A 14,345-nucleotide genomic window follows, 5' to 3' on the forward strand; every position below is an offset into this window, starting at 1 on the left:
TGATTGTCGCCTGCGTCTAATCCTACACATAGGGCCGATTCTGCCGCAGATCAAGCGCGAAAGGCGCCAGCCGACGGTCGGTTAACTGTTTCACCTTGTTGCCGATGGCGATACCTACACCGCTCCGGGGGTGATTTGCGGCTTGGCCGACACCTTGTCGAAGGTGGCGGCGTCCAAGGCATCGCTCTCCTGATCGAGGCGCAAGCGCGGGCTGTCGGCGCCCGGAATGGCACTGTCGATCAGGCTGAGCAGGCGCGAGCCACGTTCGGTCAGCACGAAATTCTCGCCATTACCGCCCTCCTCTTCAGGGCGCGGGGCGATGAAGCCACGGTCGAGCAACAGCTTTTCGTATTCGCAAGCGCGGGTCTTGAGCCGGTCCACATCGCCCACTGGCTCACCGGCACTGGCCAGCGCTGCCGCGTGCTGTTCGGCGTAGGGGCGCGGAGTGAAATGTTCACCTGCGCCGTTCTGCACTTCGTGCAGCAGGCGTTCGATCAGATCCCAGTCGTAGGTGCTCGTGCTCATGGCGGTGGCCTCGGTCAATGGGCGAAGGGCTGTACAGAGGGTGGGACCGGCGGCGTATCGCTGGCGTTCAAAACGTCTGCTGGTCAATGGCATCGTGCGTTCAGGCGGGGCACCGCTCGGTCGATAGCGGTAGGAGGCAAAGCGCTTGTCAGTCCAATGCCTTGAGCACTGATGCCTTGAGCACGGGGAGTGCAAAGGCGACAATTCCTACGCCAAAAAAAAGGAAAAGACAAAAAGGAACTCGAATTTGAACAAAAAACAGCGTGACGAAATAAGCAAATTCCTTAGCTATGTACTGCGCCATGCACCTCACGCCATCGGCCTGACGTTGGACCGCGATGGCTGGGCCGAAGTCGATACCCTGCTGCAAAACGCCGCCCAACACGGGCGCAACTTCGACCTCGCTGCGCTGCGCGAGGTGGTCGATACCAACGACAAGAAGCGCTTCACCCTTTCCCACGACGCCCGCTACATCCGCGCCGCCCAAGGCCACAGCACCGATCAGGTGGATGTTCAGCATGTCGAGAAAACGCCTCCGGCCCTGCTCTATCACGGCACCGCGAGCCGCTTCATGACCTCCATCGAACGCCAGGGGCTGCTAGCCGGCACACGTCACCATGTGCACCTCAGCGAAGATCCACAAACTGCCCTGGGCGTGGGCAAACGCTACGGGGAGCCCGTGTTGCTGGAGATCGATACGGCGAAGATGCGCGACGCTGGCGCGAGGTTCTATCAAGCGGACAATGGTGTGTGGCTGGTGGATCACGTACCGGTGGGCTTCTGGAGTCGGTCACAGCGAGCGTGCTGACTGGCTGCCCTGCAATCACGCCCCAAGCTTGAAACACACCAACACAGCGCGATCCTCGCCACCTTCGGCGCAGGTCGCAAAGACACAGCGCTGCTCAGGGCAGCCCCTCCATATCTCGAATCCCCGAGGCACACGCCCCCAGGCGATGGCCCTTTCACGAAGAATGGACAAGGCGTACGACTCGACCGTCAGATGAAGAAGTCGAGCCGGAAATAGACCGGACGCTCTTTGTCGGGCACGGCGTCCGGGCGCTCCAGGCTATGGGCGAAAGTGACGCTGGCAGCCAGGTGCCGGCCCCGGGCGAACAACTCCAGCGAATGGCTACTGGCGCGGCCGTGACGGTCGCCGTTATAGCGATCGTTGCGGATCACGCCCAGGTCATAGCCCAGGCCCATCCCGTACTCGGCGATCACCGGCTGCAACACCGGCCAGGTCACCGGTCGGGTCCAGCGCAGGTCGTTGCGCCAGTAGGCGCCGCTGTCCCCGGACAGCGACTGATCCTTCAAGCCACGCACCGACGACAGCCCGCCGAGGCTGATGCGCTGCGGGCTGAACAGCACGTCCTCGCTGCGCTGGGCGGTGGCCAGGCTGGAGAAGGACAGGTTCTCGCCAAGCACCTGGAAGCCTTGCACGTAGCTCAGCGTGGCGGTGTACTTGCGGTAGCGCGCCACTGGCTCGCCGGGCTGGGGATGGCCGTTGCTCTGGGCGTCGAAGGCGCCGATGCCCGACTGAGTGCCAAGGTCAAGGTTGACGAAGGCGGTGCCGATGCGCCGGCCGTGGTTGATGCCGAACTGCGCTTCGCTGAGGCGGTTGCTGCTGGCTTGCAGGCGGCTGTCTTCGATGTAGTTGTTGGTGCGCAGGTGCGCCAGGCCGACGTTCACCGAGGTCTTGCTGGTGGCATCGCGGTGCAGCACACGGTCGGCGCGCAGTTGGTGGTTCTGGCTGTCGCCGGTCTGCTTGAACGTGAAGCCGTTGGCCTGGGCTTCGGAGCGATAATCGGACTCGCTGTAGCTGTAGCTGAAGTTCCACCACCCCCAGGGCAGGTTGTACGCCAGCGTGCCGTTCTTCGACCCTTGCGTGTGGTCGCTGACCACATCGTGACCGCCGCGCAGGGTCAGTTGGTCGGCCAGGCCCAGGGGGCTGTCCCATTCGAAACCCAGGTTGACCTGCTGCTCGCCGGTGCTGCGCTGGCCTTCGTTGTTGCGCGACAGCGAGGCGCGCCAGGGCTTGTCGGGCTGGCCTTTGACCTGCACCACACTGGCGCCGACGGCGTCACCGGGCAGCAGCTCCATTTGCGCGCGGGTCGAAGGCAGGCGATTGAGCTGATCGACCATTTGCTCGATCTCGCGCAGGTTGAGCACCTCGCCTTCACGGCCGGGGAAGGCCATGGCGATCTCACGCGGCAACAGACCGCTGGCCGGGTCAGCCCGCAGACCTTGCACACGCCCTTCGACCACCAGCACCTGCAGGTGACCGCTGGACAGGTCCTGCTGCGGCAGATAAGCGCGGCTGGTGACCAGGCCACGGTCCAGATACAGGTCGGTGATGGCCTTGAGCAAGACATTGAGTTGACTGACGCCCAGGCACTGACCAATGAAGGGCTTGGTCAGACGCTCGCGGTCGGCGGCGCTGAGGCTGTCGGCCCCCTTGATTTCGAGGGTGCGGATGGTGAAGCAGCGGGTGTCTTCGGGCAGCGGCTGGCTGCTGGGCGTCGCCGTGTTACCAGGCAGGTCGCGCAGCTCATCGAGGCGCCGCTGCTGTTCTTGCAGCAGGCGGTCCTGACGATCGCGGATGAGGTCTTGCTCCAGCGGCGTGGCGGCCAGGGCGTCGGCGCCGGAGAAACCAACAGTCAGCAGCAGGAGCGCGTGAGCGGCGCGCGTGCGAAACCATGTCGCCATGTTCCAGTCCCTGGACGGTAAAAAACGGGGGCGAAGCATAACCTCATGGCTTTTTGACGTCAATTTGCCATCATCTGTACAACCAAGCCCTCTGGGTCATTGACCTGAACCTTTGCCGCCGGGCGCTACTCCACCCTGTGACTGCACAAGGAGGAAACGACGATGAACGTTCTGTGCCGCATGACCCTGTTCGCCAGCCTGTCCTGCGCCCTGCCCGCCTGGGCCTGCACGCCCGACGAGGCGACGCAAAAACGAGAGGAACTGGCAGGGCTGGTGACGCACTTGACCGAGCAGAACCCGCAGAAGGCCAAGGAAATCAACGAAGAACTCCAAGGCATGGAGCTGGGCACGGCGAGCAAGGACCTGCCGGATAAATGCCAACTGATCGACAAGCGGATTCAGGAGTTGAAGGAAGCGGAGCGCAAGGCAGGATAATCACTGGCCATGCCTGTGCAGGAGCGACCTCGCGCCGCTCCTGCACCGTTATGCAATTACTCGGCCTTCGGCGCGCGCTTTTTCAGCGGTGCCAGGCCATCAGCGCTGGTCAGCGGGGCATTCGGACGCGGCTTGGCGCTCGGCTTGCGCTTGGCCACTGCCTTCTTGTCAGCGGCCTTCTTGTCGGTCTTTTTCTTCTTCACGCCCGCCGCCTTGCCCGACGCCTTGACCTTCTTAGGCCCACTGTAGGTGCCCTTGACTTCCTTGATCACCCGGCGCTCGAACTGCTGCTTGAGGTAGCGTTCGATACTCGACATCAGGTTCCAGTCGTTGTGGGTGATCAGCGAGATCGCCAGACCTTCGCCACCGGCACGCCCGGTGCGGCCGACGCGGTGCACGTACTCGTCGCCGCTGCGCGGCATGTCGAAGTTGATCACCAGGTCCAGGCCATCGATGTCCAGGCCGCGCGCGGCCACGTCGGTGGCCACCAGCACCTTGGAGCTGCCCTGCTTGAAGCGCTCGATGGCCAGCTTGCGGTCCTTCTGGTCCTTCTCGCCATGCAGCACGAAGGCCTTGACGTCCTTGGCCACCAGGTGACCGTAGATGCGGTCGGCCAGGGCCCGGGTGTTGGTGAAGATGATCGCCTTGTCGAAGGTCTCGTTGGCCAGCAGCCACTGCACGATCTGCTCTTTGTGCTGGTCGTGGTCGGCGGTGATGATCTGCTGGCGGGTGCCTTCGGCCAGTTGGGAGACGCTGTTGAGCATCAGGTGCTCAGGGTCCTTCAGCACCTTGCCGATGATGTCGCGCAGCGCCGCGCCGCCAGTGGTGGCGGAGAACAGCAGGGTCTGCTCGCGCTGCTCGCACTCCTTGCACAGGCGCTCCATGTCGTCGGCGAAGCCCATGTCGAGCATGCGGTCGGCTTCGTCGAGGATCAGCACCTGCACGTGGGACAGGTCGAGGTTGCCGGCGTTGAGGTGCTCGAGCAGGCGGCCCGGCGTGCCGATCAGCACGTCCGGCACCTTGCGCAGCATCGCCGCTTGTTCCTTGAAGTCTTCACCGCCAGTGATCAGGCCAGACTTGATGTAGGTGAACTGCGAGAACAGTTGCACCTGCTTGAGGGTCTGCTGGGCCAGCTCACGGGTCGGCAGCAGGATCAAGGCACGGATTTCCACGCGCGGACCGCTGAGGTCGACCAGACGGTTGAGCAGCGGCAGCACGAAGGCGGCGGTCTTGCCGCTGCCAGTCTGCGCCGTCACGCGCAGGTCGCGCCCTTGCAGGGCCAGGGGGATGGCCGCCGCCTGCACCGGGGTCGGCTCGACAAATTTCAGCTCGGCCACGGCTTTGAGCAGGCGTTCGTGCAGGGCGAATTGGGAAAACACGGGTGTACCTCAGGTAGATGCGGACAATTCGGCTGCATAGGTTAACGTTTTCCGCTGCCGACGCCGAATTTCTTTTGGCACCCGGCCCCGCTTCCGCGCTCTAATGGCGCCTCGTCAGGTAACTGCAGACCGCTTTTCGCTATGGATATCCAACGACTCTGGGTCGACGCCCTGGACCTCTGGGGCACCCTCGACCAGCACCCTTTGTTGCACGCGGCCCTGGGCCTGGGCGTGCTGCTGCTGATCTCGCTGGTGCTGGGACGCATCGCGCGCTTTCTGGTGCTGCACGCCAGCCGCCTGCTGGCGCGGCAACCGGCGCTGCGCTGGATCGAAGACCTGCGCCATAACAAGGTGCTGCAGCGCCTGGCACAAACCACCCCGTCGCTGGTGATGCAATTCGGTCTGCGTCTGGTGCCGGAACTGTCCGACACGGCGCAGCATTTCCTCGGCAACCTGGCCCTGGCCTTCACCCTACTGTTCCTGAGCATGGCCCTGTCGTGCCTGCTCGACGCACTGCTGGACATCTACGCCCGCACCGAGCACGCCCGCACCCGCTCGATCAAGGGCTACGTGCAGTTGGCGAAGATGGTGCTGTGGGTGTTCAGCGCCATCGTCATCGTCGCCACCCTCATCGACCGCTCGCCGCTGCTGCTGCTCTCGGGCCTGGGTGCGATGTCGGCGGTGCTGCTGTTGGTGTACAAGGACACTCTGCTGTCGTTCGTGGCCAGCGTGCAGCTCACCAGCAACGACATGCTGCACGTCGGCGACTGGATCGAGATGCCCCAGGTGGGCGCTGATGGCGATGTGATCGATATCACCCTGCACACGGTGAAGGTGCAGAACTTCGACAAGACCATCGTCTCCATCCCCACCTGGCGCCTGATGAGCGAGTCGTTCCGCAACTACCGCGGCATGCAGCAGTCGGGCGGGCGCCGCATCAAGCGCAGCCTGTTCATCGACGCCACCGGCGTGCGCTTTCTCACCGTGCAGGAAGAACAGCGCCTGTCCGGCGTGCGCCTGCTGGGCGACTACCTCGCCACCAAGCGCAAGGAGTTGCACGACTGGAACGAGGCCCAGGGCCTGGTCGAAGAGCTGGCCGCCAACCGCCGCAAGCTCACCAACATCGGCACCTTCCGCGCCTTCGCCCTCGCCTACCTGAAGAATCACCCCGACGTGCACCCGAACATGACCTGCATGGTCCGCCAGATGCAGACCAGCGCCGAAGGTGTGCCGCTGGAGGTGTACTGCTTTACCCGCACCACCGCCTGGGCCGACTACGAACGGATTCAGGGGGATATCTTCGATTACCTGCTGGCGGTGTTGCCGGAGTTTGGGTTGAGCGTGTATCAGCAGCCGAGTGGGAGTGATATGCGCATGGGGCTGGCCGCGCGGATCGAGCGGATGAGCGAGGCCTGAAAGTGGCGCTGCGGGTCGGCGTCCCGACTTATGCCGCGCAAGGGCCGCAGAGCGGCCCCTGCAATGAAAAGCCAAGCATCACTCGCCAGGATGCCCCGCCAATTCAATTGCCCTCCCACACTCCTCCGCCGTCAACCGACTGATGATGCGGATCGCCTGATGAATCCCCGCTGCACCTCGAACTCCCATGTGCGGGTTGTGCTCGCATTCCAGCAGCGCATCCTGCTGAGCCAGGGCCTCGCCCAGTAACTCCAGGGTCCACGCGTAAGATTGGATTGAGGAAAGCCGTTCATGGTCAGTCATGGGACACCTGCTTCGGTTTGCGGGTGAACGGGCTGTGAGGGCGGTAGAAACGCTGGGCTCGCGGTACCGGAACCGGGAAACGGGGGCGGAGCGCGAATGCGAGGATCCTCGACGGATGTGCAGTGGTCATGCATGAGTTCCTTTCGTTGTGGAACTGCCACCGCTTGCGGCCAAGCAAGTTGAGGTGGCAGCAGTACGCGGGTTGGCCGACCGGGACGAAAGGAGCCCGGCACACCCGAAGGTGTCCCGCGCACCACTGCCATGACTCGACATCACGGGCACAAAAAAGCGCCTGCGATGACGATTTGGCGCTGATGCGCCTTTCGATTCCGACCGGCCAAGGTCGTATCGCCGATGCATCGGCGACTGGGAGAATTTAGCTGGGTGCGGGGGATGGCGCAAGTTGGGAAAGGTGAGGGTGAGATGCGTATCGATACGAAAGTGATTGTGTAGTGGTCTACTAACCCCGGACACCTTTGTAGGCGAGAATGCTCGCAATACAGAGGTGTTCGATGTTAGTAGACAACGACGTACCTTCACCCCAACTTTCAAGCGTGAGGCTGCCAGCCTAGGGAAGCGCAGTGTACTGGAGTACATGAGCACTCCGACCGGGCTGGCGCTTCAGGCTGTTTTCAACGCAGCATCAACGAGTCTCAAGGCTCTTCAGGCAGAGCCTAAGGGATAGTGTTCAACACGGCACTCATGGGGATGGCCATCGCCTTTACAGGTCCCATCCAGATATCGATAGTTGATGTGTATCGTCTGGCCTTTTTTGGGCCACTGCCGGCGCGGGAGCGTGCTTTGATAATCAGCGGCTTCCGGTACGAATGTTAGAGTCGCCCCCTTTTCCGGGCATTCTGCCGTGGTCGATGCCGGGCTTACCTTCACGACTTGGGCCTGTAGTGCTGGGTGGGGATGCTTCAACACATCAGTGATATGTAGCTCCATACGGCAAATTTGCCACGTCGATGCTTGTACTGGTTGGCACATTATGAAAACGGAAAAGACAAATAAGGCGTAGCGAGTTGCACGGGAGTCCATGTTTGGCCCTGCCTTGAATAGTGGTATCCGAGGCATTATCAGATGTGGACTCACCGAATCATAGGGCGATCCTGCCTCGCCCACCTTCAGCCAAGTCGATGGGCGCCCAAGCCCTGCAAAGTGACTTCAACGAACGCTTACGGTCATCGTGGAATTCTTGATGAGCGCGTACTAAAGCCGTACACCTTGGCAAGTACGCGGCGGCCTTCTTCAAAATGTCTCGCTCTTGCGTCACCCGCTTGAGTGCTGCTCGCAGTGTATGCCGTTCGGCCCTTATCATCGTCTTGCTAACGCTGCACTTGGGGTTTGCTGTAGACCTTGATCCGGGATACAGGCCGTACTCGGACGTCGCCAGGCACTGGGCGACATCGGCAGCAGGTTTGCTTTTTTGATCACTTGCTTGACCGCTTCGATCTTGAATTCTTCGAGGTGACGCTGACAACTCATGGCCCCTCCTGTTTGGGCCTCGTGAGAGTGTCAGATTTTTTGTGTGCGGGCCGATAACGGCCTGCCCTCAGGCTGGCCATGCTTTTACCAGGTCGGCCTGATAAATCGATCTCCGTACAGAATCGCGAATTGATTCATCGCATTTTTCCAATCATGGGCCGCTGAGCCCCAGTTTGCCGTGATGTTCCGCAGCCCCAGCCAGATCAGCTTGGTGGCGGCCTCATCCGTTGGGAAGTGACCGCGCGTTTTGATGATCTTGCGTAGCCGGGCATTGATGCTTTCGATCGCGTTGGTCGTATAGATCACTTTTCGAATGCCTGACGGGAAGACAAAGAATGGAATTACTCGATCCCAGGCTCTTCTCCATGCCGCAACTACCGTTGGGTACTGTTTGCCCCAAGGGCCGTTTTCAAAGGCATCCAGTGCCTGCTCAGCCGCCTCGGCGTTGATGGCCTGATAGATCGGCTTGAGCGCTTTGGCCAGATCACGACGCTTATCCCACGCCGCATAATCGAGACTGTTGCGGATCAAGTGGACGATGCATGTTTGCAGCGTGGTGGCCGGAAACACGGCGCTTAGCGCCTCTGGCATCCCTTTGAGGCCGTCGGTGACGGCGATCAGCACATCCTCAACGCCGCGCGTCTTGAGGTCATTGAAGACCTTCATCCAGAACTTCGCACCTTCGGTATTTTCGATCCAGATCCCGAGAATATCGCGCGTTCCATCGGGTAGAACGCCCAGCGCCAAGTAAATCGCTTTATTGCGCACAAGGCCTTCTTCGCGAATCTTGACTCGCAGTGCATCAAAGAAAATAACCGGGTACATCGGCTCCAGCGGCCGCTGTTGCCACGCGCCGATTTCCTCCATCACCTCGGCCGTGACCGAACTGATGAAGTCATGCGAAACATCCGTTCCGTATTGCTCGGAGAGGAATGCGCGAATTTCCCGAACGGTCATGCCTCGGGCATACATGGCGATGATCTTGTCATCGAAACCGGTGTAACGGCGCTCATGTTTGGGAATCAGAATGGGCGCAAAACTACCGTCTCGATCACGGGGGATATCCAGCCGCAGCGGCCCCTCTCCAGTCAGAACCGTCTTGCCAGTCCTGCCATTGCGCTGATTGGTTTCATCCTCTGGGCGCTGCGCGCCCGGCAGATACCCCAGATGGTGACTGAGCTCGGCGTTCAAGGCCCGTTCGATCAGCGCCTTCTTGAACGCCGCAGAGGCATCTTCGATAGCCTCCGCAGTCATCAGGCCCTCACCGAACTGCTCAAGCAGCTCCTTGGGGATTTTTGGTAGGTCACGCACGGGTTTTTTCTTGGTTGGCATACATGCACCTCTTGCTCATGTTATGCCCGAACACAAAATTTCTGACATACCCGGCCTCGTTATGAGGCTTGGAGGTGTCCAGGCTCTGTCTGAAAAGCCTTGATACCCTCGCACTGACGCCTCACTCAAGCCCCTCAGCAACCACCCTAACCCGATGACAATCCCCCGGCCCAAGCACCTCTCCGCTCACCGAGCGCACCGCCATCGTCATCACCGGCTCGCCCGATGCGTTATCCAGCAACACCGAGCGTGTCTCATGCGGCTCGAACGCGAACCGCTCGCCCCACTGCCGCAGGGCGACCACAATCGGAAAGATCTCTCGCCCTTTCTCCGTCAGCACGTACTCCTTGTAGGCACTGCCATCCGAGGCTGGACGCACGTCGAACACGCCCACTTCCACCAATGCCTTGAGCCGCGATGCCAGGATGTTCTTGGCAACGCCCAGGCTTTTCTGGAATTCGCTGAACCGACGCACATCGTCGAACGCATCACGAACGATCATCAGCGACCAGCGATCTCCGATCGCCTCGAGCGACCGGGCGACAGGGCATTCCCGAGGATCGGGCGAAGATATCTCAGCCATTTCTCACCTTCTGAAATAGGGGACTTTTCAGGTCAAGTGACTTCGTCCCACAAAAATCTGGTTGCAATTTGAAACAGGAATAAATCATGATTCCAAATGGTTTCAGTTTGCAACCAGACTACCCGGATGGAATGCGTTATGACAGCCGAATTTAAGCCCTCACAGGGTCGCCTACCGCAACCCCAACGATCACGGATGCCATCAAGCACCGATCAACGTCATGACAAGCACCTCCCTGGCCTGCACCCTTCCCTCACGCTGCTGCTATCGGTGACCTGCGGTTTGGCCGTCGCCAACGTCTACTTCGCCCAACCCCTGCTCGCCTCGATGGCTCGAAGCCTGGACGTCGCACCGGGGCTGATCGGTAGCGTGGTCACGATGACGCAAGTCGGCTATGCGCTGGGGCTGCTGCTGCTCGTTCCTTTGGGCGATCGGGTTGATCGCAAGCGGCTCGTACTCACCCAGACAGCACTCTGCGCCCTCGCGCTCGCGGCGGTCGGCGCGTCGCAGGCCTGGCTGATGCTGCTGGGCGCCATGGTGGTCGTCGGTCTGATGGCAGTGGTCGCTCAAGTGCTGGTGGCCTACACCGCGGTGCTGGCGACGCCGTCAGAACGCGGACAGGCGGTCGGCACCGTCACCAGCGGCATCGTGCTGGGGATTCTCCTGGCGCGCTTTACCTCAGGGCTGATCGCTGACCTGGCCGACTGGCGGGCAGTTTACGGCCTCTCCTCGGGGTTGATGCTGATACTCACCCTGGTGCTGTCCAAGTGCTTGCCCGACGCCCCGCCGCAGCGACGCGGGAGCACCTATGGTGCGCTGCTCCGCTCCGTGTTCACGCTGCTACTGACCGAACCGGTATTGCAGATTCGGGGATTGCTGGCGCTGCTCGTCTTCGCCGCCTTCTCCGTGTTGTGGACGGCGATGGTGCTACCGCTGAGCGCCCCGCCGCTGTCGTTGTCCCACACATCCATCGGCCTGTTCGGCTTGGCAGGTGTTGCTGGCGCATTGGCCGCCAGGCGGGCCGGTATCTGGGCAGATCGGGGCCTGGGCCAACGGGTCAGCGCTATCGCCCTGGTCTTGCTGACGCTTTCCTGGCTGCCCATCGGCTTCGCCCAGCATTCGCTGATCGCCCTGGTATGCGGTGTGGTGGTGCTCGACTTCGCCGTCCAGGCCGTCCACGTCACCAACCAGAGCCTGATTTTCGCCGCACGACCGGATGCCCAGAGCCGCATGGTCGGCGCCTACATGCTGTTCTACGCCATCGGCAGCGCACTCGGCGCGGCCGTGGCGACCCAGGTCTACGTGCACTGGGGATGGCCTGCCGTATGCCTGCTGGGCGCCACGATCAGCGCTGCCGCGTTGATCCTGTGGTGCTTGACCGTCCGCAGCTCAACCGCCCGCCCAGGAAGCTCGCAATGAAATTCCGACACCTGCTGCTCGCCATCTCCATCACCGCCATCTGGGGTCTGAATTTCTCGGTGATCAAGCTGGGACTTGCCAGCGTCGATCCCTTCATCCTGGCCGGCCTTCGCTTCACCCTCTGCGCGCTTCCCGCCATCCTGTTCATCCCCAAGCCCGATGTGCCCTGGCGCTACCTGGTGGGGTATGGACTAGCGTTCGGCGTTGGCTTGTGGGGGATGGTCAATCTAAGCATCCAGTCGGGACTGTCGGCGGGCATCGCGTCGCTGGTACTGCAGTTCAGCGCGTTTTTCACCCTTGTGCTGGGCGCCAAGGTCTTCAACGAACAGGTGTCGCGCTACCAGGTGGCCGGAATGATCATCGCCCTGTGCGGGTTGCTCAGCATTGCCTCCATCGTCGACGGCAGCGTGACGATGACGGGCCTGGCGCTGGTGCTGCTGGGCGCATTGGCGTGGAGCGTGGCGAATGTCATCAACAAGAAAGCGCAGACCACCCAAGTGTTTGCGTTTCTGGTGTGGTCCAGCGCGTTCTCTCCCCTTGCGCTGTTCGCGCTCGACTATGCCGTGAACGGCACCCGCGGGTATCGCGCCCTGCTCACCCACCTGGACTCGAGCGCCGTGCTATCCATTCTGTTTCAGGTCTACCCCAATACCCTGTTCGGCTACTGGGTGTGGAATTCGCTCATGAAACGCTACCCCGTCTCGACCATCGCACCGTTATCACTGCTGGTACCGGTGTTCGGTATGGTGGGTTCGGTGATGGTCTTTGGTGAGGCGCTTTCATTCAGCAAGATCGTTGCGGTGGTGCTGATCGTATCGGGGCTGGCGGTTGGGCTTTATGGGAAGCGGATCGTGGGCGGGGTCATCGACCGACTGACACCGCCGCAACGATGAAACGATGAAACGATTAGGTTCGGCAGCTCGGGTCTATCCTCATTCAAGCTCGAAAGCCCACCCAGCCATTCAGGGTTGGACTTGAATGAAATGCGCAAATCACCCCTCACGAAGCGGCTACCTCGCAAGGTGATCCGAGCCATTACGATCGCCGTCTCGACCTCTATACCCCGTCATAATGCTGGATGTTCTGCCGCAACGCCGCGAGGAAAGAAAAGGCATTTTCCACTCGGTCCCCCACGAAACCGACGTAATAGTTGTCTGCCGTGAGCACCGTGCCAGCACCTCGTTTGTTATCGGGGTGAAGACAATAGGGAATCGATAGAAACCCACTGTCGAATGCGCTGAGTATCGCTTCGGACAAGTGGGTGTCGCGCGCCAGCGTGCCTTCGATCAATTGCCTGGATGCGTCCAAGATGCGGACATACTCCTGCGCGTCGAACGGCACTTGCGGCAACACGCCCTCCGTATGCAGGCAATAGCTGGCGTACTCCAAGGCGGCGATGTTCTCTTCGATGCGAGGAATACGCCGAGACTCCACAGGCGTTTTGATAATCACACGCTGCACACCGGTGGATCGAATCATGCCGAGTGCATCACCGGTGATCCGGCAAAACCCGCCCAGCGTCCGTGGGAAAAAGCCCATGAACACGTAGCCGACGACGTGATAGCTGCCGGCTGCGAAATACTCGCTGGCAAGTTGTTGCAATGCAGTTACGGCGGCGCGGTCTTGCACCGGTGAGGTGCCCTGGGCGTAGGAAAACGACAATGTCCTGATGCCATGCGCGCGCAAAAACAGCCCTTCCAGAATGTTGAGCGCCACAAGGATGACCGGGTCGCACATCTGCCCCATCATGCAGCCGGCAAAACTCTCGACGTGGCTATGCTCGCCCCCTGCGCTGAGCACCCGGCAAGCTTTTTCCCAATGGCCGAACGCTTCACGCAGCGGCGTACGGCTGTAAGGCAGGCAATAGGAAATAGGCCCACCTTCGGTGGCGGCCAGGCCGATTTCGACCATGCGCTCGAAGATGTGCAACGGATCGGGCGAGCCATGGCGAATCTGCACCGGCAGGTGATAGCGCGTACTGATCTGGTCGAGCATCGCGCAGGTTTTCGCCGGCGGATGGTTCACGATCGGGTAGCCGTTGAGCATGGATGCACTGTCGATCGCCCGTTGCGCCGCCTCCAGGTTGTTCACGCGGGTGAATGCATCGAGGGTAATGGTGCAGACGGTGTTGGCGCGACTGGCCGCAGTGGCCTCGAGCCCGGCCTGCATCAGGCCGGGGTCGCTGAAGCCCATGCGCGGCTGGAGCACTGGCCCATGTTGGTCGAACTGCTCAAGCACGTGAGCGTTGAAGTCGATCATGCTGGCAAGCCTCTGCCGATCCCTGTGTCAGATGGCGCCGCATACGCGCTCATAGGGCGACCTGCTGTTGCGGGTAGAGCTGTTCGGTGACCAGCGCCTGGAAGGCATCGAAGCTATTCGCCACGCTGTCGTCGAAAACCTCGTCAAACCCTGCAGTACGCAGCGTATCGCTGTGCCGGGCGATCGTGCGGGCGTCGTTTTCAGTGCAGATCTTCCCGCCGATATAGAGTCCATCGCGGTGATGGGTCTCGCTGCGAATGCGTCGTGCGAGTTCGGCGCCTTCCAGGTAGCCGTGGCCATTAACCGTACTGATCACAACGATCGCGCAGCCATTGCGCTTGAGTCGCGCGATGACGTCGTCCATCGGCGTATTGGGACCGAGGTTTTCCACCTTGTAGCCCAAGTCGTTGAGCAAGAACTCCATGAACACCAGATTCCAGCTATGCGAGTCTGAGGGCACGGTGCTGAGCAGTGCAGTTTTTTTGAACGTCATCGTTAAA

The 14,345-nt window shown here is 61.2% G+C and carries 13 protein-coding genes and 1 pseudogene; 5 read left to right on the forward strand and 9 right to left on the reverse strand.

The features are described 5' to 3' along the window. Nucleotides 1–114: 114 nt before the first annotated feature. Nucleotides 115–525 carry a hypothetical protein gene (locus ACK2SD_RS17755; RefSeq protein ID WP_029615210.1) on the reverse strand — a complete coding sequence of 137 codons (411 nt, stop codon included), beginning with the start codon at nt 523–525 and terminating at the stop codon, nt 115–117. A gap of 247 nt (nt 526–772) precedes the next feature. Between ACK2SD_RS17755 and ACK2SD_RS17760 the strand changes: the two genes are divergently transcribed. Then, nucleotides 773–1,333 carry an RNA 2'-phosphotransferase gene (locus ACK2SD_RS17760; protein ID WP_412460463.1) on the forward strand — a complete coding sequence of 187 codons (561 nt, stop codon included), beginning with the start codon at nt 773–775 and terminating at the stop codon, nt 1,331–1,333. A 188-nt stretch (nt 1,334–1,521) separates the two neighbouring features. On the opposite strand, the gene ACK2SD_RS17765 is transcribed toward ACK2SD_RS17760, so the two are convergent. Continuing rightward, entirely contained in the window at nt 1,522–3,231 is a 1,710-nt protein-coding gene (locus ACK2SD_RS17765) for a ShlB/FhaC/HecB family hemolysin secretion/activation protein (protein ID WP_412460464.1), read from the reverse strand. A gap of 162 nt (nt 3,232–3,393) precedes the next feature. Here ACK2SD_RS17765 and ACK2SD_RS17770 point away from each other — a divergent pair, with 162 nt between their 5' ends. Further along, nucleotides 3,394–3,666, forward strand: a complete 273-nt coding sequence (locus ACK2SD_RS17770) for a hypothetical protein (RefSeq protein WP_317871804.1) — start codon at nt 3,394–3,396, stop codon at nt 3,664–3,666. Nucleotides 3,667–3,722: 56 nt separating this feature from the next. On the opposite strand, the gene ACK2SD_RS17775 is transcribed toward ACK2SD_RS17770, so the two are convergent. Continuing rightward, nucleotides 3,723–5,045, reverse strand: coding sequence for a DEAD/DEAH box helicase (locus ACK2SD_RS17775; protein ID WP_412460465.1), 1,323 nt, complete (start codon nt 5,043–5,045; stop codon nt 3,723–3,725). Between the two features lie 141 nt (nt 5,046–5,186). On the opposite strand from ACK2SD_RS17775, the gene ACK2SD_RS17780 reads away from it, so the two are divergent. Continuing rightward, entirely contained in the window at nt 5,187–6,461 is a 1,275-nt protein-coding gene (locus ACK2SD_RS17780; RefSeq protein ID WP_412460466.1) for a mechanosensitive ion channel family protein, read from the forward strand. 78 nt (nt 6,462–6,539) lie between these two features. Here ACK2SD_RS17780 and ACK2SD_RS17785 read toward each other — a convergent pair whose 3' ends face one another. The 4 genes and pseudogenes from ACK2SD_RS17785 to ACK2SD_RS17800 all read right to left on the reverse strand — a co-directional run bounded on the left by ACK2SD_RS17785 (nt 6,540) and on the right by ACK2SD_RS17800 (nt 10,167). Further along, on the reverse strand, nt 6,540–6,764 hold the full coding sequence (locus ACK2SD_RS17785; RefSeq protein WP_342649387.1) for a hypothetical protein: 225 nt from the start codon (nt 6,762–6,764) through the stop codon (nt 6,540–6,542). 1,215 nt (nt 6,765–7,979) lie between these two features. Next, a pseudogene (locus ACK2SD_RS17790) lies at nt 7,980–8,252 on the reverse strand (IS3 family transposase); the annotation flags it as partial. 84 nt (nt 8,253–8,336) lie between these two features. After that, nucleotides 8,337–9,584: an IS256 family transposase gene (locus tag ACK2SD_RS17795; protein ID WP_412460071.1), complete on the reverse strand. Its 1,248-nt coding sequence runs from the start codon at nt 9,582–9,584 to the stop codon at nt 8,337–8,339. 121 nt (nt 9,585–9,705) lie between these two features. After that, nucleotides 9,706–10,167: a winged helix-turn-helix transcriptional regulator gene (locus ACK2SD_RS17800; protein WP_412460467.1), complete on the reverse strand. Its 462-nt coding sequence runs from the start codon at nt 10,165–10,167 to the stop codon at nt 9,706–9,708. Nucleotides 10,168–10,362: 195 nt separating this feature from the next. On the opposite strand from ACK2SD_RS17800, the gene ACK2SD_RS17805 reads away from it, so the two are divergent. Beyond that, complete coding sequence (locus tag ACK2SD_RS17805) at nt 10,363–11,586, forward strand: MFS transporter (protein ID WP_412460468.1); 1,224 nt, start codon at nt 10,363–10,365, stop codon at nt 11,584–11,586. Beyond that, entirely contained in the window at nt 11,583–12,479 is an 897-nt protein-coding gene (locus tag ACK2SD_RS17810; RefSeq protein ID WP_412460469.1) for an EamA family transporter, read from the forward strand. The genes ACK2SD_RS17805 and ACK2SD_RS17810 overlap by 4 nt, the downstream gene beginning before the upstream one ends. A 163-nt stretch (nt 12,480–12,642) precedes the next feature. On the opposite strand, the gene ACK2SD_RS17815 is transcribed toward ACK2SD_RS17810, so the two are convergent. Beyond that, on the reverse strand, nt 12,643–13,845 hold the full coding sequence (locus tag ACK2SD_RS17815; RefSeq protein ID WP_412460470.1) for a methylaspartate mutase: 1,203 nt from the start codon (nt 13,843–13,845) through the stop codon (nt 12,643–12,645). 49 nt (nt 13,846–13,894) lie between these two features. Continuing rightward, entirely contained in the window at nt 13,895–14,338 is a 444-nt protein-coding gene (locus ACK2SD_RS17820; protein ID WP_295484814.1) for a cobalamin B12-binding domain-containing protein, read from the reverse strand. Between the last annotated feature and the right edge of the window lie 7 nt (nt 14,339–14,345).

It is taken from the genome of Pseudomonas sp. SC11 (assembly GCF_047039205.1).
In the GTDB taxonomy this organism is placed as follows: Bacteria; Pseudomonadota; Gammaproteobacteria; order Pseudomonadales; family Pseudomonadaceae; genus Aquipseudomonas; species Aquipseudomonas boreofloridensis.